This window comes from Streptomyces albiflavescens, from assembly GCF_014645835.1.
In the GTDB taxonomy this organism is placed as follows: Bacteria; Actinomycetota; Actinomycetes; order Streptomycetales; family Streptomycetaceae; genus Streptomyces; species Streptomyces albiflavescens.
Window position 1 is genome coordinate 475,798 of the sequence record NZ_BMMM01000002.1, and the last position, 26,769, is coordinate 502,566.

The 26,769-nt window shown below is 71.8% G+C and carries 23 protein-coding genes; 11 read left to right on the forward strand and 12 right to left on the reverse strand.

Annotated elements, in window-relative coordinates; all coding sequences use genetic code 11:
* Window positions 1-11 precede the first annotated feature (11 nt).
* The gene (locus tag IEY95_RS07085) at window positions 12-1,127 is read right to left on the reverse strand and encodes a mechanosensitive ion channel domain-containing protein (RefSeq protein ID WP_189185009.1); all 1,116 of its coding nucleotides are present in this window, start codon (window positions 1,125-1,127) and stop codon (window positions 12-14) included.
* Window positions 1,128-1,422: 295 nt separating this feature from the next.
* Between IEY95_RS07085 and IEY95_RS07090 the strand changes: the two genes are divergently transcribed.
* Window positions 1,423-1,959 (forward strand): HNH endonuclease, encoded by a 537-nt coding sequence (locus IEY95_RS07090; protein ID WP_189185010.1) that lies wholly within the window; start codon window positions 1,423-1,425, stop codon window positions 1,957-1,959.
* 102 nt (window positions 1,960-2,061) lie between these two features.
* Here IEY95_RS07090 and IEY95_RS07095 read toward each other — a convergent pair whose 3' ends face one another.
* From IEY95_RS07095 to IEY95_RS07110, 4 genes are all read right to left on the reverse strand, one after another.
* A complete protein-coding gene (locus IEY95_RS07095) occupies window positions 2,062-3,402 on the reverse strand; it encodes an ABC transporter permease (protein ID WP_189185011.1) in 1,341 nt (446 codons plus the stop codon).
* Between the two features lie 324 nt (window positions 3,403-3,726).
* Window positions 3,727-4,464 carry an ABC transporter ATP-binding protein gene (locus IEY95_RS07100; protein WP_229702641.1) on the reverse strand — a complete coding sequence of 246 codons (738 nt, stop codon included), beginning with the start codon at window positions 4,462-4,464 and terminating at the stop codon, window positions 3,727-3,729.
* Window positions 4,461-4,994 carry a PadR family transcriptional regulator gene (locus IEY95_RS07105; RefSeq protein WP_189185012.1) on the reverse strand — a complete coding sequence of 178 codons (534 nt, stop codon included), beginning with the start codon at window positions 4,992-4,994 and terminating at the stop codon, window positions 4,461-4,463. The genes IEY95_RS07100 and IEY95_RS07105 overlap by 4 nt, the downstream gene beginning before the upstream one ends.
* An 81-nt stretch (window positions 4,995-5,075) precedes the next feature.
* Window positions 5,076-8,099: a glycoside hydrolase family 84 protein gene (locus tag IEY95_RS07110; RefSeq protein WP_189185013.1), complete on the reverse strand. Its 3,024-nt coding sequence runs from the start codon at window positions 8,097-8,099 to the stop codon at window positions 5,076-5,078.
* Between the two features lie 253 nt (window positions 8,100-8,352).
* Between IEY95_RS07110 and IEY95_RS07115 the strand changes: the two genes are divergently transcribed.
* Genes IEY95_RS07115 through IEY95_RS07125 form a run of 3 tightly spaced genes read left to right on the forward strand, consistent with a single transcriptional unit; the run spans window position 8,353 to window position 11,039 of the window.
* Window positions 8,353-8,592: a hypothetical protein gene (locus tag IEY95_RS07115; protein WP_189185014.1), complete on the forward strand. Its 240-nt coding sequence runs from the start codon at window positions 8,353-8,355 to the stop codon at window positions 8,590-8,592.
* A complete protein-coding gene (gene malQ, locus IEY95_RS07120; protein WP_189185015.1) occupies window positions 8,593-10,740 on the forward strand; it encodes a 4-alpha-glucanotransferase in 2,148 nt (715 codons plus the stop codon).
* A gap of 59 nt (window positions 10,741-10,799) precedes the next feature.
* Window positions 10,800-11,039: a hypothetical protein gene (locus IEY95_RS07125; RefSeq protein ID WP_189185016.1), complete on the forward strand. Its 240-nt coding sequence runs from the start codon at window positions 10,800-10,802 to the stop codon at window positions 11,037-11,039.
* A gap of 134 nt (window positions 11,040-11,173) precedes the next feature.
* On the opposite strand, the gene IEY95_RS07130 is transcribed toward IEY95_RS07125, so the two are convergent.
* On the reverse strand, window positions 11,174-11,785 hold the full coding sequence (locus tag IEY95_RS07130; protein ID WP_189185017.1) for a TetR/AcrR family transcriptional regulator: 612 nt from the start codon (window positions 11,783-11,785) through the stop codon (window positions 11,174-11,176).
* Between the two features lie 231 nt (window positions 11,786-12,016).
* On the opposite strand from IEY95_RS07130, the gene IEY95_RS07135 reads away from it, so the two are divergent.
* Window positions 12,017-13,468, forward strand: coding sequence for an FAD-dependent monooxygenase (locus IEY95_RS07135; RefSeq protein ID WP_189185421.1), 1,452 nt, complete (start codon window positions 12,017-12,019; stop codon window positions 13,466-13,468).
* Between the two features lie 105 nt (window positions 13,469-13,573).
* Here IEY95_RS07135 and IEY95_RS07140 read toward each other — a convergent pair whose 3' ends face one another.
* Window positions 13,574-14,446, reverse strand: coding sequence for a trypsin-like serine protease (locus IEY95_RS07140; RefSeq protein ID WP_189185018.1), 873 nt, complete (start codon window positions 14,444-14,446; stop codon window positions 13,574-13,576).
* A gap of 209 nt (window positions 14,447-14,655) precedes the next feature.
* Entirely contained in the window at window positions 14,656-15,162 is a 507-nt protein-coding gene (locus tag IEY95_RS07145) for a MarR family winged helix-turn-helix transcriptional regulator (protein WP_189185019.1), read from the reverse strand.
* A gap of 137 nt (window positions 15,163-15,299) precedes the next feature.
* On the opposite strand from IEY95_RS07145, the gene IEY95_RS07150 reads away from it, so the two are divergent.
* The 5 genes from IEY95_RS07150 (at window position 15,300) to IEY95_RS07170 (ending at window position 20,885) form a co-directional block, all read left to right on the forward strand.
* Window positions 15,300-16,337 (forward strand): EamA family transporter, encoded by a 1,038-nt coding sequence (locus tag IEY95_RS07150; protein ID WP_189185020.1) that lies wholly within the window; start codon window positions 15,300-15,302, stop codon window positions 16,335-16,337.
* 70 nt (window positions 16,338-16,407) lie between these two features.
* Window positions 16,408-17,331, forward strand: a complete 924-nt coding sequence (locus IEY95_RS07155; protein ID WP_229702749.1) for a DMT family transporter — start codon at window positions 16,408-16,410, stop codon at window positions 17,329-17,331.
* Between the two features lie 45 nt (window positions 17,332-17,376).
* Window positions 17,377-18,291: a LysR substrate-binding domain-containing protein gene (locus tag IEY95_RS07160; RefSeq protein ID WP_189185022.1), complete on the forward strand. Its 915-nt coding sequence runs from the start codon at window positions 17,377-17,379 to the stop codon at window positions 18,289-18,291.
* Window positions 18,292-18,814: 523 nt separating this feature from the next.
* Window positions 18,815-20,017, forward strand: a complete 1,203-nt coding sequence (locus IEY95_RS07165; protein WP_229702643.1) for a sigma-70 family RNA polymerase sigma factor — start codon at window positions 18,815-18,817, stop codon at window positions 20,015-20,017.
* Between the two features lie 82 nt (window positions 20,018-20,099).
* On the forward strand, window positions 20,100-20,885 hold the full coding sequence (locus tag IEY95_RS07170) for an SDR family NAD(P)-dependent oxidoreductase (RefSeq protein WP_189185024.1): 786 nt from the start codon (window positions 20,100-20,102) through the stop codon (window positions 20,883-20,885).
* On the opposite strand, the gene IEY95_RS07175 is transcribed toward IEY95_RS07170, so the two are convergent.
* Together IEY95_RS07175 and pepN are read right to left on the reverse strand one after the other, a co-directional pair.
* Window positions 20,860-21,057, reverse strand: coding sequence for a hypothetical protein (locus IEY95_RS07175; protein ID WP_189185025.1), 198 nt, complete (start codon window positions 21,055-21,057; stop codon window positions 20,860-20,862). The genes IEY95_RS07170 and IEY95_RS07175 overlap by 26 nt on opposite strands.
* 87 nt (window positions 21,058-21,144) lie before the next feature.
* Window positions 21,145-23,724 (reverse strand): aminopeptidase N, encoded by a 2,580-nt coding sequence (gene pepN, locus IEY95_RS07180; RefSeq protein WP_189185026.1) that lies wholly within the window; start codon window positions 23,722-23,724, stop codon window positions 21,145-21,147.
* A gap of 113 nt (window positions 23,725-23,837) precedes the next feature.
* On the opposite strand from pepN, the gene IEY95_RS07185 reads away from it, so the two are divergent.
* Window positions 23,838-24,320 carry a DUF1203 domain-containing protein gene (locus IEY95_RS07185; RefSeq protein ID WP_189185027.1) on the forward strand — a complete coding sequence of 161 codons (483 nt, stop codon included), beginning with the start codon at window positions 23,838-23,840 and terminating at the stop codon, window positions 24,318-24,320.
* 19 nt (window positions 24,321-24,339) lie between these two features.
* On the opposite strand, the gene IEY95_RS07190 is transcribed toward IEY95_RS07185, so the two are convergent.
* Both IEY95_RS07190 and IEY95_RS07195 read right to left on the reverse strand, forming a co-directional pair.
* Complete coding sequence (locus IEY95_RS07190; protein WP_189185028.1) at window positions 24,340-25,497, reverse strand: TerD family protein; 1,158 nt, start codon at window positions 25,495-25,497, stop codon at window positions 24,340-24,342.
* A 157-nt stretch (window positions 25,498-25,654) separates the two neighbouring features.
* Window positions 25,655-26,680, reverse strand: a complete 1,026-nt coding sequence (locus IEY95_RS07195; RefSeq protein WP_189185029.1) for an aspartate-semialdehyde dehydrogenase — start codon at window positions 26,678-26,680, stop codon at window positions 25,655-25,657.
* Window positions 26,681-26,769: the final 89 nt, after the last annotated feature.

The window sequence follows — 26,769 nt, forward strand, 5'->3', positions numbered from 1 at the left end:
CGTACGCGGTGCTACTTCGGTGTGCTCGCGGGGGTGCTCGACGCAGCGCTCGGCGCGGTGATCGGCGCGGCAGCCGCGACCTGAGGTGACGCCGGGTTCGCGAGGGCCGACGGGGCCGCGACGCTCTCCGTGGGGTCGGGAGCGGGGTCATCCTCCGGCTCCGGCACAGGGCCGCCCACGATGCGGATGTCGGCGGCGTCGAAGGCACGCTTGATGCGCCAACGCAGCTCGCGCTCCACGGAGAGGGCCTTGCCGGGCATCGTCTTGGCCGAGACGCGGACGACCATGGAGTCGAGCAGGACGCTGTCGAGGCCGAGGACTTCGATCGGGCCCCAGAGGCGCTCGTTCCAGGGCTCGTCCTTGCTCATGTTCTCCGCGACCTCGTTCAGCACGGACTGGACGCGGTCCAGGTCCTCCGAGGCGCGGACGGTGACATCGACGCCGGCCGTGGCCCAGCCCTGGGAGAGGTTGCCGATGCGCTTGACCTCGCCGTTGCGGACGTACCAGATCTCGCCGTTGTCGCCGCGCAGCTTGGTCACGCGCAGGCCCACCTCGATGACCTCGCCGGAGGCGACGCCCGCGTCGATCGTGTCGCCGACGCCGTACTGGTCCTCCAGGATCATGAAGACGCCGGAGAGGAAGTCGGTGACCAGGTTGCGCGCGCCGAAACCGATCGCGACACCGGCCACACCCGCGGAGGCCAGCAGCGGGGCCAGGTTGATCTCGAACGTGCCGAGGATCATCAGCGCGGCCGTGCCCATGATCAGGAAGGACGCCACCGAGCGGAGGACGGAGCCGATCGCCTGGGAGCGCTGGCGGCGGCGCTCGACGTTCACCAGGAGGCCGCCGAGGGCCGTGCCGTCGACCGCCTGGACCGTGCGGTTCATGCGTTCTATCAGCTTGGTGATCGCCCGCCGGACGACCACTCTCAGTACCGCCGCGATCACCAGGATCAACAGCACCCGCAGACCGATGGCGAGCCAGGTGGACCAGTTCTGCTGGACCCAGCTGGCGGCGTTGGTCGCACTTTCCTGGGCGTCCTGAATGGTGGCGACCGCCGGGTCCGTCGACGTCGAGGGGGACGGCGACGGCGTCGAACCGACGGTCAATAGGACGGGCAGGGACACGGCAGCAACCTCCAGGCGTAGCGGTCTGCCCGCGGCAGGGACACATGAGGGGCACCGGTCGGACAGACCCACCACACTAACGGGGCATCGTGTGTGGATCGTTGCGATGTTCGAAGGAGAGACTGTGCTCACCTGCGGATGAAGAGGTCGTGATCCCGGGGAGAAAACAGGTGTGGTCGAAAACACTCCCAGCCCGTTACCGGGACATGGTGGCGCTTCCACCAGGCATGAGGGGAGACTGACTACAGATCGTCCCGGCGCGAGCCACGCGCCGCCGACGCCCAAGGAGGCATCCGTGCCGCATGTCCTGGTCCTCAACGCGTCGTACGAGCCGCTCGGCGTCGTACCGCTCCGCCGCGCGCTCGTCCTCGTCCTTGAGAACAAGGCCGTCTCTCTCGAGGAATCCGGCGCCTTCATGCACAGCGCGACCGTTACTGTCCCCGCACCCAGCGTGGTCCGGCTGAAGAGGTTCGTGCGGGTCCCTTACCGGGGGCCCGTTCCGCTGACCAGGCGAGCTCTGTTCGCCCGCGACGGCGGCCGGTGCATGTACTGCGGTGGCGTCGCAACCAGCGTCGACCACGTCATCCCGCGCAGCCGCGGGGGTCAGCACGTCTGGGACAACGTGGTGGCGTCGTGCCGCCGCTGCAACCACGTCAAGGCCGACCGTCACCTGGTCGAGATCGGCTGGCGCCTGCGCCACAAACCCGCCCCGCCGACGGGGCTCGCGTGGCGCATCATCGGAACCGGGCATAGGGACCCGCGCTGGCTGCCATATCTGCAGCCGTACGGCGCGGATGACGCGATGGCCCGGATCGACGGCATTTCCGCCTGACGATCCGGGCCTTTGTGTTGCCCGGCAGCATCGGCTGCCGCCCCCGTTCCGGCTCCCCAGGAGGACCCCCGTGCCTCCCGGGGAGCCGGCCATGCCCCCTGATCAGGCGTAACGCAGTTCCGCCGGGTGCAGGGAACGGCGCAGCAGCGGCAGGGACGTGGCCGCGGCCAGCAGACACGCGGCATAGACGATCACGGGGACGAGTGCCGGCAGCACCGGGACTGAACCGCCACCGGCGAGCTGTCCGTACCAGACGCCGATCCCCGTGCCTCCTACGCCGGCCAGCGCGACCGCGGGAGCGAGCGGCAGGGCCGTTTCCAGCAGCAGGGCCCGGCCGAGCACCGCCTGCGGCACCCCGGCGGCGGCCTGCGCGGCCAGGCCCCGGCGGCGGGTGGCGAGGGACTCGGCGGTGCCCACGGCGAGACCCGACAGGGTGATCGCCAGGGCGATCAGGATGGCCGCGCCGGTGAGATTGACGCCGGTGGTGTAGAAGGACATGTCCTCCGCCAGCATGCGGCGATCGCGCCCGTCGAGATCGTCGAGCAGGACCTGCCGTACGCCCATGAAGCCCGTCCCCACGACGGTCACCAGCAGGACGGCGGCATGGGTGCGGGCGGCTGCCCACGGGTCGTCGCGCAGGCGTTCCGCCGCGATCAGGATCGCAGGGTTCCCGGTCCGGTCCGCGAGGACGCGGCCCGTGAACCGGGCGGTGACGCCCGTCACCCACACCGCGCCCAGGCCCGTGAGAATCACCACGGTGAAGACGAGCGGCGGAGCCGTGCCGAACCCGCCGAAGTTGCCCGGGGCCATGGCGAGCCCGGTGACGAGGATCACCAGCGTCGCCGCCAGGAACGCGAGGCCCGGGCCCCGGACGCCGCTCGGGCGCACCCGCCGCACCCAGCCCAGCGGCGAGGCGACCACGCGGCGCAGGGCGAGTGCGCTCACCAGCGCGCCCAGCAGGGGCACGGCCGACGCGATCACCACGAATCCGGCCCAGACGACGGCCGGCGGACGCTGCCACTCGCTCACCAGGAGCAGCGCGGAGAAGACGGTGGCGACCGCCGACCCCGCGAGGCATGCGAGCCCCGCCTCCAGCGCGGCGATCCGCCGCACCTGGGCCGGGGAGGCCCCCGCCAGGCGCAGCCCGGCCAGCCGCCGGTCGCGGTGTACGGCGCCGATGCGGGCGCACTGACCGAGGAAGCCCAGTACCGGGACCAGCAGGAGCAGCAGCGTGAGGACGATGCCCGCACGCTCGCCGGGCTGATCGAGCAGGCCGTTGGCCAGGGACACGTTGTACTGCCCGTCGAGCGAGGCGACCGCGGCAGCGGCCAGCCCGAAGCCCGTCGCCAGCCCGGCCCCCACCGCCGTGAGCGTGACCCGCCACCACTCCCGCCGGTCGGAGCCACGGGTGAGCAGCAGCGCAAGTCGCAGGTCGGTCATCATCGGGCGGCCTCCTGGGCGTGACGGCGCGTGAGGGCGGCCGGTGGTGTCGGCCGGGGCCGGGCGGTGTCGCCGTGGGTCAGGAATCTGACGCCGGCGTGGTCGGTGGTCGTCCGGCGGCCTTGGGTGTCTCGCGGGGTTACGGCGGTGGGTGGTGTCGGCCGGGGCCGGGCCCTGTCGGCGAGGGTCGGGTTCCGGACGGGTGCCGGGTCGGTGGTCATCCGGCGGCCTCCTGGGAGTTGCGGCGGATGACGGCGGTCGGTGGCGCTGTCCGAGGCCGGGCCGTGTGGGCGTGGGCCGGGATCCGGACGGGGGTGGGAACGGTGGTCATCGGGTGGCCTCCGCCGACGGCTCGGCAGCGGTGCCGGCCGCGCCCTCCGCGGGCGCACCGGCCGCCCACTCCGCCGTCACCACCCCGTCCCGCAGTGACACCTCCCGGTCCGCGTACGCCGCCACCTGGGCGTCGTGGGTGATCAGCAGGACCGCCGTGCCGGACTCGCGGGCCGTGTGGATCAGCGCGGTCATCGCCTGTTCCCCGGCGAGGGAGTCGAGCGCGCCGGTCGGCTCGTCCGCGAAGACGACCTTCGGGCCGGTGACCAGAGCCCGGGCGAGCGAGACCCGCTGGGCCTGGCCGCCGCTCATCTCGCCGGGCCGCAGGGCCTCCTGCCCGCGTACACCGAACCGCTCCAGCCACTCACCGGCCTGCTCCCGAGCCGCCGTACGCGGGGTGCCCGCGAGCAGCAGGGGCAGCGCCACGTTGTCGACGGCGGTCAGCTCGGGGATCAGCTGCCCGAACTGGAACACCACCCCGAAGTCGGTGCGCCGCAGCTCGCTGAGCCGCTTCTCGGGCAGCCGGTCGAGGCGCTCACCGGCGTACTCCACCGTGCCGGTGTCGGGCCGGACGATGCCCGCCAGGCAGTGCAGCAGCGTGGACTTGCCGCTGCCACTGGCCCCGGTGACGGCCAGGATCTCGCCCGCGCGCAGGTCCACCGATGCGCCGCGCAGCGCAGGGGTGGAGCCGTGCGCCTTGACGAGGCTCCGGGCCGCCAGGAGTGGGTTGCTCATGCTGCGTCGACCTCCGCGGTCAGGGTGGTGAGCCGGGCCGCCGTGGTGTTCATCCAGCGGAGATCGGCGTCGAGGTGGTTGAGGGCGTAGTCGGCCGAGAGGACGCTCGCGAGATCGGCGCCGGGCGCCGTCTTCACCGCGGTGAGCTCGCGCATGCGCGCCATGTGGGCGGCGCGCTGCGCCCGCAGATAGCCGGCCGGGTCTGCCGAGGCGAGGATCGAGACGACGACCTTGGCGAAGATCTCGTTCGTCACGAAGGGCGCGGGTGGGGCGATCTCCCCGGCCCAGTGGGCCAGTTCACGCGATCCGTCGTCGGTCGAGCGGTACAGCGTCCGCTCCGGACCGCCGTCGGAGTCGGTGCCGTCGACCTCGGCGAGACCGTCGCGGACCAGGCGCTGCAGGGTCGTGTAGACCTGCCCGTAGGCCAGCGGGCGGGCCTGCGGGAAGCGTTCGTCGTGCCGTCGCTTGAGGTCGTACCCATGGCTGGGCCCTCCCGCGAGCAGCCCCAACAGGATGTGACGGGTGCTCATGGAGATCATTATGCACTCGATATATGTAGTGAGTGAATAGTGAGCGAAGAAAAAGTCCCGCCGCAGCGGGACCGTGACATGTCAGCGAGCCACCGCGTACGCCTCCACCGACCACAGTGAGTACCCGTACTCCGTCGCCCTCTTGACCCCCTGGACACGTACGTACCGGACGTCGCGTTCGTCGAAGCGGAGGGATTCGCGGCCGCCGCGACCGTCGTCGACGGTCGTCGCGGTGCGCCAGACGCGGCCGTCGGCGGAGACCTGGACGCGGTACGAGGAGGGGTACGCGTCCTGCCAGCGCAGGACGACCCGGCCGAGGCGGGCCGGCTCGGCCAGCCGCACCTGCCACCAGGCGCCGTCCTCGACGGGCGACGACCAACGCGTCCCCGGATCACCGTCGTTCGCCGCGGACGCCGGAAAGTCGGGGGTCTCGTCGCCGGACGAGGACGCGACGCCGGTGCGGGCCAGGTCGGGGCCCGTCGTGCGCGGGAAGGCGCGGACCGTCAGCGTGCGGGTCTCCGGGCCGAAGGTGACGGTGACCTCGTACGTTCCCGACGGCGTCCCCGGCTCCACGGTCACCTCGACGGGGAGGTCGACGGAGGTTCCGCGGGGGAGGGTGGAGGCACTGGCGGGGACCTTGACCTTGATGCCCTTCGGTGCCTTCGCCGTCAGTTCGCCGCGGACGTCGGCGGGGCGCAGCGACGCCAGCCGGACCGGCACCCGCTGTGTGCCGCCGATCTCCACGTCGGTCGTGGAGCGGGCCAACTCCACCGCGGCGGCAGGGGAGTCGGCGAACCAAGGCACGAGATGGCGTACGCGGGAGGGCGCGGGACCGGTGACGCGGAGCGCGTCCGCGTACACGCCCGCCGCCGTGACCTCCGTCGAGCCCCCGGTCGAGAGGGAGCCGAGGTGCCGCCAGCCCTCGCCCGGGACATGGGCCTCGACGGAGCCGCTGGTGCCGGGGTCGGTGAGGACGCTCACCGCGGTGACCTCGCGGGTGCGCGGGAAGCGGACGGTGCGGCCGTCCGCCGTCGCGCCGCGGTCGGGGCTCGGCTCGTGGTCGAGGCCCGCCCATGTCTCGTACGCCGTCCGGGCCTTCGCCAGGAACGGGTCCAGCGCACCCTTGCCGACCGTCACCCGGCTCGCCGCGAGCTCGGTGCGCAGCCGGTCGAGGGTGCGGTATGCCGTCCAGGCCGTGGTGGCGTCCCCGCTCGACTGGGCGCGCAGCATGGCGACCGCCGTTTCGCCGGCCTCGCCGTAGCGCGCCAACTGTTCGGTCCAGGGCGTCACTTCGGCCGCCAGCGAGTCGTCGGCCAGCCGCTCCGGGGTCTCGCGCATCACTGTGAACGCGGCGCGCAGCCGCTCGGCCGCCGTCTCGTTCGCCGCCCGGTCCGTGGTCGTACGGGCCTGCCAGAATGCCTCGACGAGCGGGCGCAGATAGGCCGACTCCTCGCCGCCGAGGACGGAGGAGGCGTCGTTTCCGGCCAGGGCGCGCAGCGCGTCCCCGCGTCGCGCGTCGCCGTCCGCGAGGTCGTCGATCGCGGCCTTCCAGGACTCCTGGGGGCGGTAGTCCCGCGGGTTCCAGGCGTAGTCGGCGGCGGTGAACAGCGGGATGCGGGAGGCTTCGGCCTGGGGCATCGCGTTCGCCAGCAGGGCCGCCGAACCCCTCGCGACCGCCGGCTCGCGCCCCTGGTACGGGCCGAGGAACACCCGGTCCTGCGCGTAGTCGTTGACCGGATAGTTGTCCATGGTGACGAGGGGGTGCCCGCCGAACGCCTCGCGGGTGCGGGCCAGTTCGCGTCCGGTGATCGTCCTCGGCACGACACCGACGCCCGTCCACGCGACCTCGACGTCCTCGTCCAGGGCGTTCGACAGCTCCTGACGGTAGGTCGTCGAGCCGTCCTCGTAGTACTCGGTCGGCATCAGGGACAACGCGGCGGCGTCCGGGTGGCGTTCGGCGAGATGCCGGGCCACCGCGTTGGCCACCCGGGCCTGCGCCTTCGCGGCCGCCTCGGAGCCGGAGCCGAACGTGTCGGCGTCCGCGTCGCAGTGCCACTCGCTGTAGCTGACGTCCTGGAACTGGAGCTGGAAGGCCCGGAAGCCGAGCGCCCACATGGCGTCGAGCTTGCGCGTCAGTGCCCTCACGTCCGCGTCCGAGGAGAAACACATCGCCTGGCCCGGGGCCACCGCCCAGGCGAGGGTGACATGGTTGCGGCGCGCCCGGTCCGCCAGCTCCCGGAAGTCCGCCCGCTGGTCGGCGGGGTACGGCTCACGCCAGCGCGCCTGGCGGTAGAGGTCGTCACCAGGGGCGTACACCGAGCGGTTCTGCTTGGTGCGGCCCATGAAGTCCAGCTGGGCGAGGCGCTGTTCGCGGGTCCAGGGGGTACCGTAGAAGCCCTCGGTGGTGCCGCGCACCGCGGTGCCGGGCCAGTCACGGACGACGACGCCCGCGACCCTGCCGTCGGCGCCGACGAGCTGCCGCAGCGTCTGCACCGCGTGGAACAGCCCGTCCTCGCCGACTCCCGCGAGGGCGACGGTGTCACGGCCGCCGGTGCGGCCGACGGCCAGACGGTAGCCACCGGCGGGTAGGTCGGTGCGGGGCGCGGCGCCGAGTGCCGTGAGCGCCCGCTCCAAGTCGCTCGAGGCGGCGCGCGGACCAATGGCGTGCGCCCCATCGGTGGTCGCGCTCCCGGCGTGCCCGCCGAAGGAGTACGCCCCCTGGGTGCCCTGTCGGCGCGAGTACGCCGTCTCCGTGCCCGCACGCACCACCAGCGCACGCGCGGGGAGCTCGTCCCCCTCGCGCGCGGTCGCGATCTCGCGCGCGCCTGCCTGGCGAAGCAGCGTGCGCAGCGCGTCCACGGCGTACGGATCGGTCGTCGCGTCGGTCACCAGGACGACCTCGTCCGTGACCGCGACGGGGGTGCCGCCCGCGCGGAGGGACTGCGGGCGGGGCCAGACCGTGGGCAGTCCGCTCTCGATGGGGTCGCGGTCGTCCGCGGAAGCCGTGGGCGCGGGCGGTGCGGCGACGGCGGAAGCCGAACCCAGCGCGCCGGCGACGACGGCGAACGCGACGGCGGCCGCCCCTTTCCCACGCAGGAGCTGCACGCTCCGCCTCCTCGTAGCTCGCCCCCCGACGGCCGTGCCGGAGAGGGTTCGAGCCCACCATCCGCGTGGTGAGGGTGTCAACGAGAGTGGCCCAAGTGCCCTGTTTACCCCAATCCGGAGGTGCGACATGGGGGCAGAATGTGACCAGAAGCACGTTGTTCGTCCGCGTACGTCTGCGATCGCGCCCGCTGGGTAGGGCTGCGGTATCCCGCCAGACAGGTCCAAGACCGCCAGACTCGACAAGGAGGCCCCCGTGGCCGCATCGGCACACCTTCTGCTCTCGGCCCTCTCCAAACGCGAGACGGATATGTCCGTCGAACCCGAAGGCGCCCATCTGTGCCTGCTCAGCGCGGAAGGCGCCTGCGCGGAGGCTCCGCTGACCAGTGAACCCCCGCTGCCCGACGCCGAACCGCTCACCAGCGAGCCGCCGCTGGCAGACGCCGCGCACCTGACGAGCGAGCCGACCTCCACCGGCGCCGCCTCGGGGATCTAGATGGCGCCACCCCGGCCCGCCGACCCGCCGCAGACGACGCCTTCGACACCCCTGTCCCGGCTCGCCGAACTGCGCGGCGTCGCCACCTCCTACAGCCCGTCCCCGGACCGTACGGTCGCGGCCTCGGACACGGCGCTCGTCGCGGCCCTGGCGGCACTCGGCGTCGACGCGAGCACCCCGGACGCCGTGAGCGCCGCCCTCGCAGCGCAGGAGGCCGAGGTGAGCGAGCGGCTGCTGCCGCCGACGGTGGTGTGCTGGGACGGCAGCGCCCCCGCCGAGCTGGCCGAACTGCCGAAGGGCACCCGGCTGCGCATCACGACCGAACAGGGCGAGACCCGCGCCTCGGCCGAACAACTCCCGCCCGGCGTCCATGCGTTGCGCGCCACCGCCCCCGACGGCCGCACTGCCGACGCCCACCTCGTCGTCGCGCCCGCCCGGCTGCCCACGCCGCCCGGACGCACGTACGGCCTCCTCGTCCAGCTCTACTCGCTGCTGTCCCAGCGCTCCTGGGGCATGGGCGACCTCGGCGACCTCGCCGAACTGACCGCCTGGGCCGGCCGTGCGCTCGGCGCCGGATTCGTGCAGGTCAACCCGCTGCACGCGGCCGTACCCGGCACTCCCACCGACCCCTCCCCCTACCGGCCCTCCTCCCGCCGCTTCCCCGACCCGGTGCACCTGCGGGTCGAGGACATCCCCGAGTTCGCGTACGTCGACGAGCCCGACCGGGTGCTTACGCTGCTGGAGCGCGCCGAGCGGCTGCGCGAATCCGTGCTGCGCAAGGGCGCGTTGATCGACCGCGACGCCGTGTGGGAGCTCAAGCGCGAGGCGCTGGAACTGGTGCGCGCCGTGCCGCTCGGGCCCGGCAGACGGGCCGCGTACGTCGACTTCCTCGCCGAGGAGGGTGAGGCCCTGGAGGACCACGCCACCTGGTGCGCGCTCGCCGAGGTGTACGGCCCCGACTGGCGGCGGTGGCCCGAGGGACTGCGCGACCCCCGCTCGCCGGAAACCGCCCGGGCCCGCGGTGAGTTGATGGACCGCGTCGACTTCCACACCCGTCTCGCCTGGCTCACCGACGCCCAACTCGCCACCGCCCAGCGCTCGGCGCGCGACGCGGGGATGGCGGTGGGGCTGGTGCACGATCTCGCCGTCGGGGTGCACCCGGACGGTGCCGACGCCTGGGCCCAGCAGGAGTACTTCGCGGCCGGCATGTCCGTCGGCGCGCCCCCGGACGCCTTCAACGCGCGCGGCCAGGACTGGGGCCTGCCGCCCTGGCGACCGGACCGGCTGGCCGCGTCCGGCTACGCCCCGTACCGCCGCCTCCTGCGCGCTCTCTTCCGGCACGCGGGCGCCCTGCGCATCGACCACGTCATGGGCCTGTTCCGGCTCTGGTGGATCCCGCAGGGCCGGCCGCCCACGGAAGGCACATACGTCCGTTACGACGCCGAGGCGATGCTCGCGGTCCTGGTGCTGGAGGCGTCGCGCGCCGGGGCGCTGGTCATCGGCGAGGACCTCGGCACCGTGGAGCCGGGCGTGCGCGAGACGCTGCGGGCGCACGGGGTGCTCGGCACGTCGGTGCTGTGGTTCGAACGCGACTGGGACGGTGACGGGCTCCCCCTGCCCCCCGAGCGCTGGCGGGCCGACTGCCTGGCCACCGCCACCACCCACGACCTGCCGCCCACCGCCGCCCGGCTCACCGGCGACCACGTCGAACTCCGGGACCGGCTCGGCCTGTTGACCGGCTCCCTGGAGGAGGAACGAGCGGCGGCCGCCGCGGACACGGGGGAGTGGCTGACGCTGCTCACCCGGCTCGGGCTGCTGTGGGGCGCGAGCGGTGGGTGCCCCGCGGATTCGGAGGAGGCCGAGATCCAGGCCGTGCACCGGTTCCTGCTGCTGACCCCGGCCCGCATGATCGGCGTCTGGCTCCCGGACGCGATCGGCGACCGGCGCCCGCAGAACCTCCCCGGCACCTGGGACCAGTACCCCAACTGGCGCCTGCCCATCGCTGACGCCGAGGGCCGCCCGGTGACGCTGGAGGAACTGGCCGCGTCGCCCCGGCTGCACGCGCTGCTCGAAGTGGTGCGGGCCGGGGCGCGGACCGGAGGCGGCAGGCGCGCACGTGGCGGCGGAGACGGTCACGCCGGGCGCTGAGACCTCCGTACGGCACCCCCGGGCGCGCGACTCATTCAGGTGTTCGCTACGTTTGCACCGTGGACAAGAAGAACGCCCTGCGCGCCGGCGCCCTGGCCGCCGGTACGACGCTGATGATGCTGCTCATGTCGTCCCCCGCGCTCGCGCTGACCCGCGACGACGGTGACGACCCCGGCAACGGCCTGAGCGTGGTCGACACGCTGGGCCTGTACGTCGTGGCGCCGATCCTGCTGTTCCTGATCATCGCCGGCCTCGTGATGGTCCTGGACAAGTCCGACAGGCCGGCGAAGCAGGGCTGAGCCCGGCACGGCTCACCCGGCATTCCCCGGCTTTCCCCGGCTCTTTCTCTTTCCGTCGAGGGAGTCCGCGCACCGCAGGGTGCGCGGACTCCCTCGACGTGTTTGTGCGCGCAGCGAGGTGTCTTTGCGCGTACTCAAGGATTCGGCGCCGTCAGATACCGCTGCACCGTCGGCCCCAGCCACGCCACGATCTCCTGGCGGTGCAGGGCGACGGCCGGCTCGATCCGCAGGACGTAGCGGGCGAGCGCGAGCCCGAGCAGTTGTGAGGCGCACAGCGCTGCCCGTGTCGGCGCCTGCTCGGGGTCGGGGCAGGTGCGCTGGACGACCGGGGAGAGCTGGTCCCTGAAGATGCCCTGCATGCGTTCGGCACCGGTCTGGTTGGTGACGCCGACCCGGAGCATCGCGGTGAGCACCTCGTTCTCCTCCCAGAGGTCCAGGAAGTGGCTCACCAGGACCCGGCCCACGTCGTGCGGGTCGACGGCCGCCGGGTCGGGCAGCCGCAGATCGACGTCCAGCACGGCCGCGAACAGCCCCTCCTTCGAGCCGTAGTAGCGCATCACCATCGACGGATCGATCCGCGCGTCCTTGGCGATGGCGCGGATGGTGGCGCGCTCGTAGCCGTCGGCCGCGAAGCGCTCCCGGGCGGCGGCGAGGATCGCGGTGCGGGTGGCGTCGGAGCGGCGGGGCGCGGGCGCGTCGGCCGCCGCCGGTGCCGACGCGGGCGCGGGGTGGTTCTTGAGTGGCATGCCAACAACCGTAGGCCAACACATGTTGACAGTCCAGCGATGTCAACCTATGTTGGCAAACAAGCGTTGGCCAACAAGTGTTGGCAAGCGGGCGCTGGTCAGCAGGCGCTGACCAATGGGCGTTGGCACCAGGAGGCCGCCATGAACGGCAACACGCGGAACACGCGAAACGTGCACAACATCGAAACCATGGGCACCACGGGAAACACGGGAGTCGCGGAAGTCGTGCGCATGCGAACCCTGAAGGCCGTCCCACCCGGCAGCGTCATCGTCGTCGGCTCCGGCCCCACCGGGTTGCTGCTGGCCGGCGACCTCGCCACCGCCGGCGTCCCCGTCACCCTCGTCGAGAAGCGTCCGCACAAGATCAGCAACCTCTCCCGCGCCTTTGTCCTGCACGCCCGCACCCTGGAGCAGCTCGACGCCCGCGGTCTCGCCGACGGCCTGGAGCGCAAGGGGCAAGCCCTCGACCGCATCCGTCTCTTCGGCGGGCTCACCGTCGCGCTCGACACGCTCCCCTCCCGTTTCAACCAGCTCCTGGTGATCCCGCAGTACGAGGTGGAGAAGGCGTTGCAGCGGCGGGCGGAAGACGCCGGAGTGCGGTTCGTGTACGAGACCGAGGTGACCGGGCTGAGTCAGGACGCGGACGGGGTGATCCTTGAAGTCCGCGGCAGGGAAGGCGAGTCGGGGCAGTTGCGCGCCGCGTACGTCGTCGGGACGGACGGGATGCGGAGTGCGGTGCGCGCGGCAGTCGGGCTGTCGTTCCCCGGCAAGTCGGTCATCCGGTCCGTCGTTCTCGCGGACGTGCGGCTCGACGAGGAGCCGGAGTCGGTGCTGACCGCCGACGCCGTCGGCGATGCCTTCGCCTTCATCGCGCCCTTCGGCGACGGCTACTACCGGGTGATCGGCTGGCATCGGGGCCGCGACGTCCCCGACAGTGAGCCGCTGGAACTCGACGAGGTCAAGGAGATCGCCCGGCTCGCCCTCGGCCGCGACTACGGCATGCGCGACGCCCGCTGGATGTCCCGTTTCCACAGCGACGAGCGCCAGGCGCCCGCCTACCGCGTGGGTCGCGTCTTCCTGGCCGGGGACGCCGCTCACGTGCACACCCCGGCCGGCGGCCAGGGCATGAACACCGGCCTCCAGGACGCGGCGAACCTCAGCTGGAAGCTGGCCCTGGTCGTCAACGGCCATGCCGACACCGCCCTGTTGGACACCTACCAGGCCGAGCGCCACCCCGTCGGCAAGTCCGTGCTGCGCAGCAGCGGCGGCATCGTGCGACTCGCGATGGCCAAACGCCCCTGGACGCTGGCGCTGCGCGCCGGGCTCACCACCTTCCTCAACCATGTCGGCCCCGCCCGTCGCAAGGCGGCGGGTCAGATCACGGGCATCGGGTACGCGTACGGGGCGCCGCGGGGCTCGCACCGCCTGACCGGCACCCGCGTCCCGGACGTCGCCCTCGAAATCGGCCGGCTCTACGAGGCCCTGCGCGGCGGCCGGTTCGTCCTGATCACTCCGGAGGCGTACGACGACCGGCAGGACCGCAAGGACCGGCTGACCGTGGAACGGTGGGCGGGCGACCGCCGTACGACCGTCCTGGTGCGCCCCGACGGATACGTGGCCTGGGCGGCCGAATCCGCCGACCCGGCCGCGATCGAGGCCGCGGTTGCCGCGCACGTGGGATGAGGGGAGTCGCGCACGTGGGGTGAGGGAGGACGCGCCCTCGTCGATCGCCTCGGAGGCCGGGGAGAGGGAAGTCTGCCCATCCCGGCCTCTTCAGGGGCCGCGGAGCTACGGCAGCTTCACGAATGGCGAGAGGAACGCGCGGGCGCCGGGCGTGTCCAGGCGGTACGACACGTTCGTCGCGTAGCACGGGGTGTCGCCCGTGATCGTGGTGGCGGCCAGAACATTCTTGCCGCCGATCACCGCAAAGTTGGGGCCACCCGAATCGCCGTAGCAGGCGCCACCGTTGCCCTGCGGCGCCGTCATGGCCAGACGCACCCACGCGTTGTTGAGGGCGTTGAACGTGACGGGCGCCTTCATGCGGACGCCGCCGCCGGGGTGGGTCTGACCGCCGGGGCCGTTCACGGCCTCCTGGGTGCCGTACCCCGCGACGAACCAGTCGGTCGAGTTCAGCCCCTGCGGACCGAGCGCACCGAGCTGGCCGGCGGTCGGCAGCGTCGCCGGTGTGAAGGTCCAGCGGGCCTTGGTCTTCGCGGCGGGTAGCTCGATCACCGAGATGTCGTGCGGGTCGGACGCGGGCCCGGGATAGTCGGGGTGCGTGTGGGCGGTGCCCTGGACGGCGACGGCGTTCGCCTGTGCGGCCGGGTCGCCCGGGTACTTCTTGGCGGCGGCGTCGAGCCCGGATTGCACGTCCTGGTCCAGCGACACGTAGAACTTCACGTTGGCCGGCCAGTCGGTGGTGCAATGCGCGGCCGTCAGGAACGTGTCCGTGTCGATCATGGTGCCGGAGCAGACCCAGTCGACCCGGTCCGGGGTGGCGGGGTCGTCGTCGTTGTCCCACGTGGCGACGAGCGCGCCGACCTCGGTGCGCTCGGGGGCGGGCATCGCGTTGTAGGAGTTGATGGCCGAGGACGGCAGTGCGGTGGTGAGCACGGCCGCACAGGCTGCCGCGGTGACGGCGGTGGCGCGTATGGCTGACAAAAGAACTACCCCTTCTACAGGTGGGAGTGGGCGTTCTCCTGTGGGAGGTGGGCCAAGTGAAGCGCCTGGGGCGGGCTACGACAAGAGCGCGCCCCATCCCGGCGTCAGCCGTCAGCCGTCAGCCGTCAGCCGTCAGCCGTCAGCCGACGGCCGACGGCGGAGTGCGAAGTGTGGAGTGCGGAGGGCTGATACGGGAGCAGAGGGGCGCCCTAGTGCTCGGGCGCCTGAGTCCCAGCCAGCAACTCCCTCAGCAGGTCGGCCAGTTGGGTGGACCGTTCGGCGTCGAGGGTGTTCAGCGCCTCTGTCTGGGCGGCGAGGCCCGCGCCGACCGCCTCGTCGATGAGCGTCAACCCCTTCTCGGTCAGGGTCACTTGCAGGCCCCGTCGGTCGTGCGGGTCGGGGGAGCGGCGCAGCAGGCCGGCCCGTTCCAGCTTGTCGAGGCGGCCGGTCATGCCGCCCGTGGTGAGCATGAGCGTCGCCGACAGCTGTCGGGGTGAGAGCGTGTACGGGGCGTCCGAGCGGCGCAGCGTCGCCAGCACGTCGAACTCCCCGCGCGCGATGCCGTAGCGCGCGTACGCCTTCTCCATCCGGTCGCCCATCGCCCGCGAGATCCGGAAGATCCGTCCGAAGACCTCCATCGCGGCGGTGTCGAGGTCCGGCCGGACGGCGGCCCACTGCTCGATGATCGCGTCGACGGGATCCTTGGGGGTGCTCATGGGGCGAGTATCCGCCGAAGATCGGTTGCCCGCAAGAAAGTAGATCAGCGAGAAGTAGCTTGACAGAAAGTAGCTTGCAGCTAAGCTACTTTCCATCGACCTGCTCCCTGCTGGTCTCGTCGAAACCGGGTGCCCTCATGGCCGCGAACAGCAACCGCCCCGCCCTCATAGCCCTCACCGCGCTGGCCCCCGTCTCCTGGGGCAGCACGTATGCCGTCACCACCGAGTTCCTGCCGGCCGACCGTCCCCTGTTCACGGCGGTGATGCGCGCCCTGCCCGCCGGCTTACTGCTTCTGGCGCTGGCGCGGGTACTGCCGCGCGGCGTCTGGTGGGGGAAGGCGGCGGTGCTGGGCGCGCTGAACATCGGCGCCTTCTTTCCGCTGCTGTTCCTCTCCGCGTACCGGCTGCCCGGCGGTATGGCGGCGGTCGTCGGCTCGATCGGGCCGCTGTTCGTCGCGGGCCTGTCGGTGCTGCTGCTCGGCGACCGGCCGACCCTTCGTACGCTCCTGACCGGCATCATTGCGGCCCTCGGCGTCAGCCTCGTCGTGCTGAGGGCGGCGGGCGCGCTCGACCTGGTGGGTGTGCTCGCGGCGCTCGCCTCAACCACCTCGATGTCCACGGGAACCGTGCTCACCAAGCGGTGGGGGCGGCCGGACGGGGTCGGCCCGCTGGCGCTCACCGCCTGGCAGTTGACGGCCGGCGGGCTGCTGATCGCGCCGGTCGCCCTGCTGGTCGAGGGTGCGCCGCCCGCGCTGGACGGCCGGGCGGTCGGCGGCTACCTCTACCTCGCGCTGGCGAACACAGCGGTCGCGTACTGGCTCTGGTTCCGCGGTATCGGCCGGCTCACCGCCACCCAAGTCACCTTCCTCGGCCCGCTCTCGCCGCTGACCGCGGCTGTCATCGGCTGGGCGGCGCTGGGGCAGGCGCTGACGCCGGTGCAGTTGGCGGGCATGGCGCTGGCGTTCGGGGCGACGGTGTTCGGCCAGCTCAAGGCGCATACGGCTGTCGAGCCGCGTATCGGCGTCGAGCGGCGTACCGGCGTCGAGCCGCGTACGGCCGTCGAAAGGGGCGCGACCGCCGGGCAGGGATCCCTCGGTGCGCGATCTTTCAGTTCAACTGAAAGGAATGCTCGAAAAGATTCGATGGACGTGATGGTTCCCGCCTTGCGACGGTAGTCGGGCTGCTGCCCCGGCCGTCGGGCAGCTTCCCCGACCACACGAGAGGCAAGGGATATTCGTGGCAGTCCTGGACCGGACGCGTACGCACAGCGTGACCCCCACCGCAGCGCGGAAGGGGGTCACCGGTCTCGGAATCGCCCTCGCGGCCGCCGCCACGGTCCTCTGGTCCGGGAGCTTCGTGGCCGTGCGCGCGCTGCACGACAGTGTGCCGCCCGTCCAGCACGCGTTCTGGCGCTGGGTCATCGCGCTCGTGGCGGTCGCCCCGTTCGCGGCGCGCGAGGCCTGGCGGCAGCGGGCGCCGGTACGCCGTCACCTCGGTCATGTCCTCCTCGCCGCCCTGCTCGGTGTCACCGTGTACAACACGCTGGTCAACCAGGCGGGCGTCTCCACCTCCGCCGGCAACATGGGCATGATCATGGCCGCGTCGCCCGTCCTGATGGCGGTGTACGAGCGGATCGGCGGCGTACGTCTCGGAGCGCGTCGTGTCGCCGGGATGCTGATCGCCTGCACGGGCGTCGTGCTCCTGGTCTCCAAGGGTTCGCTGTCGGCCGTGGACTTCACGGCGGGCGACCTCTGGATGATCGCTGCGGCGACGTGCTTCGCCTCGTACAGCGCGCTCCTGCGCCGCCGGCCCGCCGAACTCACCGGCCTCACCTTCCTGTTCACCATCTTCGTCCTGGGTACGGTGATGCTGCTCCCGGCGTACGCGCTGAGCGTGCGGACGCAAGGGACCTTCACGCCCACCCCCGCGACGATCGGCCCTCTCCTCTATGTGGGAGTCGCTTCCTCCGCGGTCGCCTTCTTCGCCTGGAACAAGGCCATCTCCCTCATCGGCGCGGCCCGCGCCGGAACCGTCTACTACCTCCAGCCGGTCTGCGTCGCCGCCCTGTCGTACCTGCTTCTCGCCGAGCGGACGACCTGGACGCAACTGCTCTGCATGACCCTGATCCTGGGCGGAGTCGTCCTGGGCACCGCCGCCAGGGCCCGCTGAACCGCCGCAGGTCGGGGCCTCCGGGCCGCGGGATAGGTTGCCGCCATGGCCGAGTACGACAAGTGGGACATCAGGAAGCTGGAGATTCTGCGGACGCTGCGCGAGCGCGGGACCGTCACCGCGACCGCCCAGGCGCTGATGATGACCCCCTCCGCCGTGTCGCAGCAGCTGACGAACCTCGCGAAGCAGCTCGACGTGACCCTGTTGGAGGCACAGGGGCGGCGGGTTCGGCTCACCGACGCGGCGGAGCTCGTGCTGCGGCACGCCGAGGCGGTGTTCGAGCAACTGGAGCGGGCCGACGCCGAGTTGACCGCGTACGCGCACGGGGAGGTCGGGGAGGTGCGGGTCGGTGCCTTCTCCACCGCCGTGCCCGCGCTCGTCGTACCCGCTGTGCGGGCGTTGCGTGCGGCGCGGCCCGGGATCTCCGTGCAGGTGCGGGAGGCCGAGGCGGCGGAGGCGTACGAACTGCTCGGCGCCGGGGTGGTGGACCTCGCCCTGTCGCTGGCCGCGCAGGCGCCGTCCGCGGCGGATTCCCGCTTCACGCGCGTGCCGCTGCTCGCCGACCCGCTCGACCTCGCGCTCCCGCATGGGCACGCGCTGGCCGGCGCGCCGGTGGTGCGGCTGGCCGACTTCGCCGCCGAGTCCTGGATCTTCGGGGGGAGCGGGCCGTGGTCGGACATCACCCGGGGGGCGTGTGAGGCGGCCGGGTTCAGTCCGCATCAGGGTCACTCCGCGGCCGGGTGGACCGCGATCCTCGCGATGGTCGAGGCGGGGATGGGTGTCGCGCTGGTGCCGCGGATGGCCGCGGTGCGGCGGGAGGGTGTGGTGATGCGGGAGCTCGCGGGGGAGCGTCCGCATCGGCATGTGGTGGCCGCGGTGCGGCGCGGGGCGGAGGAGGGAGCCGCGGTGGGGAGAGTGTTGGAGGCGCTGGGAGAGGTGGCGGCGGGGCTGGGTCGTTAGCGGGTTCTCGCCCCTCGCCTCCTCCATCCCCGCCCTCCCGAACTCTCGGCTTCTCCCCCAGTGCCTTAGGGGGCTTCTGATGGATCTCCGCGGCGTCACGACGCCCGGCACGCACTCTCGCCGCACCGGACAAAAGCCCTAGTAGCTCCTCCCCCACGCTCGGCTTCGCTCGCGCGGGGGGACCCCCATCGAGGACTTCCGCCCGGCACGCCGAGAGCACGCACCGAACGCCGCTCCTTCTTCCACGGAGATCCATCAGAAACCCCCTAAGGGCCTGGGAGGTACCCCCAGAGCAGGGGACCGCCACCGTCCCTCGGGGACTCCCCACCCAGACCCCCGTATCGCGCCAACGCGCTCGTCCTCGAACGCCGGACGGGCTAGAACAGTCTCCGTGGGCGTCGATGTGGTGTGCCGGAGTTGTGGGAAGGCGTTGCCCGAGCGGGTGGGGCGGAAGGGGCGGAGCTCGGTGTACTGCTCCGCCGCCTGTCGGCAGAAGGCGTATCGGGAACGGCGGGCGGAGCCCGTGGACACCGCGGAGGGCCTCATCGAGGAGGTCGGCCGGCAGGTCGAAGCACTGGTGCCACAACCACCGTCCGTCTTCTACTCCGGAGTGACGGAGCTGTCGTCCACCGTCGGCCGGCTGCGCCGTATCGCCCGAGTCGCCCGGGACACCGCGCAGGAAGCCGGCGGGGAACGCCCGGAGGATTTCGTCACGGGAGACGGAGTGACGGAAGTCGCCCTCACTGAGAGCGACTTCGCCACGCTCGTCGAGTCGTACCGGCGCGAGCTGCGCGTCCACTGCTACCGGATGTCGGGCTCGTACGACGACGCGGAGGACCTCGTGCAGGAGACGTTCCTGCGGGCCTGGCGTGCGCGGGACGGGTTCGCCGGGCGGGCGAGCGTGCGGACGTGGCTGTACCGGATCGCCACCAACACCTGCCTGGACTTCCAGCGGCGTACGGCGCGCCGCCCCCAGCGGTACGAGCCCCTGCCCGGCATGAACCACGGCAGCGCCGAACCCCCGACCCGCATCACCTGGCTCCAGCCGTACCCGGACGAGGACCTGCCCTCGGCGGAGGACCAGCCGGACACCCGCGCCGTCTCCCGGGAGACCCTCGAGCTCGTGTTCCTCGCCGCCATCCAGCACCTCCCGCCCCGCCAGCGCGCGGTCCTTGTCCTGCGCGACGTCCTCGGCCTTGCGGCCGCCGAGACCGCCGAGGCCCTCGACATGACCGTGGCTTCGGTCAACAGCGCCTTGCAGCGTGCCCGGCCCACCCTGCGCGACCACCTGCCCCGCCGCCGCGCCGACTGGACCGCCGTCGCCGACACCGACGCCCGCGAGCGCGAGATCCTCAAGCGCTACATGGCCGCCGCCGAACGCCTCGACCTCAGCGAGTTCGCCACCCTGCTCAGCGAGGACATCACGCTCACGATGCCGCCGAACCCGTTCTGGTTCGTCGGCCGCGCCGCCCTCACCGAATTCCTGAAGGTCAGCCTCGACCCCGCGTCCCCGATGTTCCTCGGGCACTGGCGCCATCTGCCCGCCCGCGCCAACGGCCAGCTCGCGGCGGGGGGTTATGTACGGCGTCCTGGGACGACCGTCTATCGCGCCCAGGTCCTCGACGTCCTCCGCATCGAGGGCGACCGGATCGTGGAGATCACCTCCTTCGAGCCGCACCTCTTCCCCGCGTTCGGACTGCCGCTGCGGCTCCCCGCCGACCGATGAGTGCGCGGGGCCGCGTACGTCTCCATGACCGACACGTACGACCACGTACTCACCCGTACGACCGACCTCATGGAGGAACACCATGCTGCTCACCGACAAGACCGCGATCATCTACGGCGCCGGCGGAAGCATCGGCGGCGCCGTCGCCCGTACCTTCGCCCGCGAGGGCGCCCGCGTGCACCTCGTGGGGCGTACGACCCAGACGCTCGACGCGGTGGCCAAGGACATCGCCGCGGCGGGCGGGAACGCGGAGACGGCTGTCGTCGACGCGCTGGACGAGGCGGCGGTCGAGGCGCACGCCGGGTCCGTGGCGGCCGACGGCGGCATCGACGTGTCCTTCAACCTCGTCACGCGCGGCGACGTCCAGGGCATGCCGCTGCTCGACATGCCCGTCGACGACTTCGTACGGCCCGTCGACACCGGCATCCGCGCCCACTTCATCACCGCTCGCGCCGCCGGCCGGCGCATGGCCGAGCGCGGATCCGGGGTGATCCTCACCCTCAACAGCGGTTCCGCGCACGGCAGTCCGATGATGGGCGGGACGGGGCCCGCGGACGCCGCGATCGACACCCTGGTGCGGAACCTGGCGATGGAGCTGGGCCCGCGCGGGGTCCGGGCCGTGGGGCTGTGGGTCGCCGGGGTGCCCGAGACGCTGACCCGGGAGAAGCTCGCGGCGGTCGACAGCGGCATGGACCTCGACGAGAACGCCCTCCAGGGCCTGCTCGCCCACCTGGCGGGCATGCGCATGACCCGTCGCAGTCCGACGCTCCCCGAGGTCGCGGCCACCGCCGCCTTCCTCGCCTCCGACCACGCCGGCGGGATCACCGGCACGTTCGTCAACGTCACGGGTGGGATGGTCCCCCGCTGACCCTCCGCTCGCGTCGGTTGTGCCACCAGGTGCGGGCCCACAACAGATGGACTCCACCGAGCGCGACGACGACGGCCGTCGCGTCCAAGCGCTGCGCCACCGAGTGGCCGGGGCCCAGACGGGCCACGGCCTTCGTACGACGCAGCAGGCGCCAGCGCAGACCGGACTGCACGTGCGGACCATGATCGACACCGCCCGCCTGGTGTGCACGGTGGGCGGGCAACTACCGAACAGGTCACCCGCCCACCGTCACCACCGATCAGGCGTGTGCCGCCTGCGCGTCCGCCGCCTGCGCCTTCAGTGCCCGCTCCACGCCGGAACGGGACTCCGAGATCAGGCGCCGCAGGGCCGCATTGGGCTCGGCGGAGGCCAGCCACGCGTCCGTCTTGGCGAGGGTCTCCTCGGAGACCTGGATCGACGGGTAGAGGCCGATCGCGATCTGCTGGGCGATCTCGTGCGAACGGGAGTCCCAGATGTCCTTGACCACGGCGAAGAACGTGTCCGTGTACGGGGCGAGCAGCTCGCGCTGGTCGGTCTGGACGAAGCCGGTGATCACCGCTTCCTGCACGGCGTTCGGAAGCTTGTCGGACTCGATGACCGAGGCCCAGGCCTCCGCCTTCGCCTCCTCGGTGGGACGGGAAGCCCGGGCCGTGGCCGCGTGCCGCTCACCGGCTGCCGTCTTGTCGCGCTCGTACTCGGCGGCGATCTCCGCCTCGTCGAAGCGGCCGACCGCCGCGAGCCGCTCCACGAACGCCCAGCGCAGCTCGGTGTCCACGGCCAGGCCCTCGATGGTCTCCCGGCCCTCCAGCAGCGCCTCCAGCAGGTCCAGCTGCTCCGGTGTGCGGGCGGTCGCCGCGAAGGCGCGCGCCCAGGCCAGCTGGTGGTCGCCGGCGGGCTCGGCCGCGCGCAGGTGGGCGAGCGTGGCGTCCGTCCAGCGGGTCAGCAGGGCCTCGCGCGCCGTCGGGTCGGCGTACAGCTCGATCGCCAGCTTCACCTGGCGCTGCAGCGACTGCACGACGCCGATGTCGGACTCCTTGCCGATGCCGGACAGGACGAGGGACAGGTAGTCGCGGGTCGCGAGTTCCGCGTCCCGGGTCATGTCCCAGGCCGAGGCCCAGCACAGGGCACGGGGGAGGGAGGACTCGAAGTCGCCCAGGTGCTCCGTGACGTGGGCCAGCGAGGCCTCGTCGAGGCGGACCTTGGCGTACGACAGGTCGTCGTCGTTGAGCAGGAAGACCGCCGGGCGGCGCTTGCCGACCAGCTCCGGTACGGCGGTCAGCTCGCCGTCGACGTCCAGCTCGACACGTTCGACGCGCACCAGCTTGCCGCTCGCCTCGTCCAGGTCGTACAGGCCGATGGCGATGCGGTGCGGGCGCAGCGTCGGCTCGCCCTTGGCGCCGGCGGGCAGGGCCGGGGCCTCCTGGCGGATCGCGAAGGAGGTGACGACGCCGTCCGCGTCCGTCTCGACCTCCGGGCGCAGGATGTTGATGCCGGCCGTCTGCAGCCACTTCTGCGACCAGTTCTTCAAGTCACGGCCGGAGGTCTGCTCCAGCGCGCCCAGCAGATCGCTGAGCCGCGTGTTGCCGTACGCGTGCGCCTTGAAGTACGCCTGCACGCCCTGGAAGAACTCGTCCATGCCGACATACGCGACAAGCTGCTTGAGGACGGAGGCGCCCTTGGCGTACGTGATCCCGTCGAAGTTGACGAGGACGTCGTCGAGGTCGCGGATCTCCGCCATGATCGGGTGGGTGGAGGGCAGCTGGTCCTGCCGGTACGCCCAGGTCTTCATGGAGTTGGCGAACGTGGTCCAGGAGTGCGGCCAGCGCGAGCCGGGCGCGTACGCCTGACAGGCGATGGACGTGTAGGTGGCGAACGACTCGTTCAGCCACAGGTCGTTCCACCACTCCATGGTCACCAGGTCGCCGAACCACATGTGGGCGAGCTCGTGCAGGATCGTCTCGGCACGCACCTCGTACGCGGCATCGGTGACCTTGGAGCGGAACACGTACTGGTCACGAATCGTCACCGCACCGGCGTTCTCCATCGCGCCCGCGTTGAACTCCGGCACGAAGAGCTGGTCGTACTTCTTGAACGGGTACGCGTAGTCGAACTTCTCCTGGAACCAGTCGAAGCCCTGCCGCGTCACCTCGAAGATCGCGTCCGAGTCGAGGAACTCGGCGAGCGAGGGCCGGCAGTAGATGCCGAGCGGGACGGACTGCCCGTCCTTCTCGTAGACGCTGTGGACGGAGTGGTACGGCCCGACGATGAGCGCGGTGATGTACGTCGAGATCCGCGGCGTCGGCTCGAAGACCCAGACGTCGTCCTTGGGCTCGGGCGTCGGCGAGTTGGAGATGACGGTCCAGCCGGTCGGCGCCTTCACGGTGAACTGGAAGGTGGCCTTCAGATCGGGCTGCTCGAAGGACGCGAAGACGCGGCGCGCGTCCGGGACCTCGAACTGGGTGTAGAGGTAGGCCTGCTCGTCGACCGGGTCGACGAACCGGTGCAGCCCCTCGCCGGTGTTGGTGTAGGCGCAGTCCGCGACGACCCGGAGCACATTGCGCCCCGTCAGCAGACCCGTGAGCGCGATCCGCGAGTCCTTGAAGACCTCGGCGGGGTCGAGCGCGTCACCGTTCAGGGTGACCTCGTGGACGGTCGGGGCCACCAGGTCGATGAAGGACTCCGCGCCGGTCTCGGCGGAGTCGAAGCGCACCGTGGTCACGGACCTGTAGGTGCCGCCCTCCTGCGCGCCGGAGAGGTCGAGATCGATCTCGTACGAGTCAACGGTGAGCAGCTTCGCCCGCTGCTGTGCCTCTTCGCGGGTCAGGTTTGTGCCAGGCACGCGGTCATCTCCTCGTTATGTGTGGGTTGCGCCATCCTTCCACGGGACCTGCACGGAATGCGATGTCCGTATCCCGCCGGTGAGGAGCCCCGGCGGGCGCGAACCTGGACGTCATGACGGAGTACATCGCACACCCCATTGAGCAGGCCGTCCTGAAGCAGCTTCGGGACCTTGATGACGCGGGTCGCCCGGCGGCGGCCCTCACCGACGAGGAGGGAGGTGCTCCGCTGCGCTGCTGTCTGCGCCGCAGTGAGCCCGGGGAGCGGATCGCGCTCGTCTCGTACGCGCCGTTGCGGCGGTGGGCCGCGGAGACGGGGGCCGAGCCGGGTGCCTACGACGAGCAGGGGCCCGTTTTCATCCACGCGGACGACTGCGCGGGTCCGGATCCGGACGGCCACCCGTTCACAAACGCCCACCGTACGGTCCGCCGCTACTCCGTCGACGGGCGCATCCTCGGCGGCCGGCTCGTGCAGCCCCCGGACTCCTTCGACGACGCGTTCACGGAGGCCTTCGCCGACCCTGCGGTGGCCCTCGTCCATGTGCGAGCGGTGGAGTACGGGTGCTTTCTGTACGAGGTGCGCAGGGCGCGGGCGTAGCGGGTTCCGCCCCCGCCCGTCAGCCGCCCACCGCGATGCGCCAGGGGCCGTCGGCGCCGATACGGAGGAGGCCCGGCCCCCGGACGGGAGCCAGTACGTCGAGGCGGCCGACCTCGTTGACGAGGAGGTCCTCGTCGTCGCCGGGCCAGTCGGGGTTGGCGGACTCGACGTGGTGCCAGACGGTGAAGTTGCTCTCGCCCTGGTGAGTGAAGGAGAGAACGCCCGCGGGACCGTCGTACACCAGCAGATCGGGACCCTGGCCGTGGAGTGAGTGGTCAAGGCGCCGGGCCTGGCCGAGGGGAAGCACCCGCAGGGTCCAGGGGGTGTCGGCCTCCACGCTCAGGGACAGCGGCCGGTTCTCGGGTACGGACGCCACCGTCCGCCCGTGCACCTCGTCCTGGTAGGAATCGAGCAGTGACATGTCCGTACGCCCGTACTCGTCGCACGAGTACACGCTGACGGAAATGCTGTCGCGGCACTCGATCTCGACGACCACGCGCCCACCGGGCGGAAGGGAGTGGGGGCAGGTGACGCGCTGCTTGCCCGAGCCCTGCTGGACGAAGGGCGGGAACGCGAACGCGAGGCCGTCCAGGATTCCCCGTGCCGGCGGGCTCGGCGGGCTCGGCGCGTCCTGGACGGTCGTCTCGTCGTCCTCGACACTGATCCCGAAGTCCGTCGCCAGCCCGGCGAGGCCCGAGTCGTAGCCCTGACCGACCGCGCGGAACTTCCAGCCGCCGTTCCTGCGGTAGAACTCCCCGAAGACGAACGCCGTTTCCGTCGACGCGTCGGCGATCGCGAAGGACGCGACGGGCGAGCCTTCGGGGAGGCCGACCCGGACGTCGAGCTTCGGTATCTGCCCGAAGGTTCCCGCGTCGGCGGACGCGGCCACCACGACGCGGTCCACCGCGGGCTCGACGGCCGCCAGGTCCAGCCAGATCCAGTCGGCGGTCGCCCCGTCGCCTCCCTGCCCCTTGCCCAGGTGGCGCACGGTGCCCGAGGGATGCTCACGCTGGTTGTAGAAGACGAGGTCAGCGTCGGAGCGGACGCGGCCGGTCGCGTCGAGCAGCAGGGCCGAGACGTCCACGTCCGGAACGCCGGGACCCTGCTGCCAGGTCACCGCCACCTGAAGAACCGCTGCGGGAACGGGCAGGTTTCCGCCCTTGGCCATGTCCGTCATGGCGTGATCTTCACATAAACCAACGCGGGTGGAGGGTGGTTCGGCGAGGTCCGCGAAAAGACGTGGAAGGGGTGCGCGCACGGGCACACGAAGAGTCGCCGGACAGGAGGGCGGGGCACCGTGTCGGTGCCCCGCCCTCCTGTCGTGTGCGCGGCTGTCAGCCCCTGAGCTCGTTGAGTTCGGCCGCCACCAGCTCCGCGATCTGCACCGCGTTCAGTGCGGCACCCTTGCGGAGGTTGTCGTTGGAGATGAACAGGGCGAGACCGTGCTCGACCGTCTCGTCGGTGCGGATGCGGCCGACGTACGAGGCGTCCTTGCCGGCTGCCTCCAGGGGGGTCGGGATGTCGGAGAGGGCGACACCCGGGGCTCCCGCGAGGAGTTCGGTGGCGCGCTGCACGCTCAGCGGACGGGCGAAGCGGGCGTTCACCTGGAGGGAGTGGCCCGAGAAGACCGGGACGCGCACACAGGTGCCGGAGACCTTGAGGGCCGGGATCTCCAGGATCTTGCGGGACTCGTTGCGGAGCTTCTGCTCCTCGTCCGTCTCGTGCAGACCGTCGTCGACGATGGAGCCGGCGAGCGGGAGCACGTTGAAGGCGATGGGACGCTTGTAGACCTGCGGCTCGGGGAAGTCGACCGCCTCCCCGTCGTGGGTGAGCTTGTCGGCGTCGTCGACGACCTTGAGCGCCTGGCCGTGCAGCTCGGCCACGCCCGCGACGCCCGAACCGGAGACCGCCTGGTAGGTGGCGACGACGAGGGCCTCCAGGCCCGCCTCGTCGTGCAGCGGCCTCAGGACCGGCATCGCGGCCATCGTCGTGCAGTTCGGGTTCGCGATGATGCCCTTGGGGCGGTCCGCGATCGCGTGCGGGTTCACCTCGGAGACCACCAGGGGCACGTCCGGGTCCTTGCGCCACGCGGAGGAGTTGTCGATCACGACCGCGCCCTGGGAGGCGACCTTCTCGGCCAGCGCCTTGGAGGTCGCGCCGCCCGCGGAGAAGATGACGATGTCCAGGCCGGTGTAGTCGGCGGTCGCCGCGTCCTCCACCGTCACGCCGTCGAGCACCGTCCCGGCCGAGCGGGCCGAGGCGAACAGGCGCAGTTCGTCGACCGGGAAGTCCCGCTCGACCAGGATCCTGCGCATGACCGTGCCGACCTGACCGGTGGCTCCGACGATTCCGACCTTCACGGCGACTCCCTTAGCGTGCGTTTTACGTGGTCCAGCGTTTCCATGATGCGTCTGTCCCGTGCCCGTGTGTCCAATCCTTTCGCCGTGGC

Bases quoted from the DNA above. Each gene is read 5' to 3' on its own strand.
- IEY95_RS07105 (WP_189185012.1), bottom strand. From the start codon at position 4,994: ATGAGCACCCGTCACATCCTGTTGGGGCTGCTCGCGGGAGGGCCCAGC.
- IEY95_RS07170 (WP_189185024.1), top strand. From the start codon at position 20,100: ATGCTGCTCACCGACAAGACCGCGATCATCTACGGCGCCGGCGGAAGC.
- IEY95_RS07095 (WP_189185011.1), bottom strand. From the start codon at position 3,402: ATGATGACCGACCTGCGACTTGCGCTGCTGCTCACCCGTGGCTCCGAC.
- IEY95_RS07190 (WP_189185028.1), bottom strand. From the start codon at position 25,497: ATGACGGACATGGCCAAGGGCGGAAACCTGCCCGTTCCCGCAGCGGTT.
- IEY95_RS07160 (WP_189185022.1), top strand. From the start codon at position 17,377: ATGGCCGAGTACGACAAGTGGGACATCAGGAAGCTGGAGATTCTGCGG.
- IEY95_RS07130 (WP_189185017.1), bottom strand. From the start codon at position 11,785: ATGCCACTCAAGAACCACCCCGCGCCCGCGTCGGCACCGGCGGCGGCC.
- IEY95_RS07135 (WP_189185421.1), top strand. From the start codon at position 12,017: ATGCGAACCCTGAAGGCCGTCCCACCCGGCAGCGTCATCGTCGTCGGC.
- IEY95_RS07145 (WP_189185019.1), bottom strand. From the start codon at position 15,162: ATGAGCACCCCCAAGGATCCCGTCGACGCGATCATCGAGCAGTGGGCC.
- IEY95_RS07150 (WP_189185020.1), top strand. From the start codon at position 15,300: ATGGCCGCGAACAGCAACCGCCCCGCCCTCATAGCCCTCACCGCGCTG.
- IEY95_RS07100 (WP_229702641.1), bottom strand. From the start codon at position 4,464: ATGAGCAACCCACTCCTGGCGGCCCGGAGCCTCGTCAAGGCGCACGGC.
- IEY95_RS07185 (WP_189185027.1), top strand. From the start codon at position 23,838: ATGACGGAGTACATCGCACACCCCATTGAGCAGGCCGTCCTGAAGCAG.
- malQ (WP_189185015.1), top strand. From the start codon at position 8,593: ATGGCGCCACCCCGGCCCGCCGACCCGCCGCAGACGACGCCTTCGACA.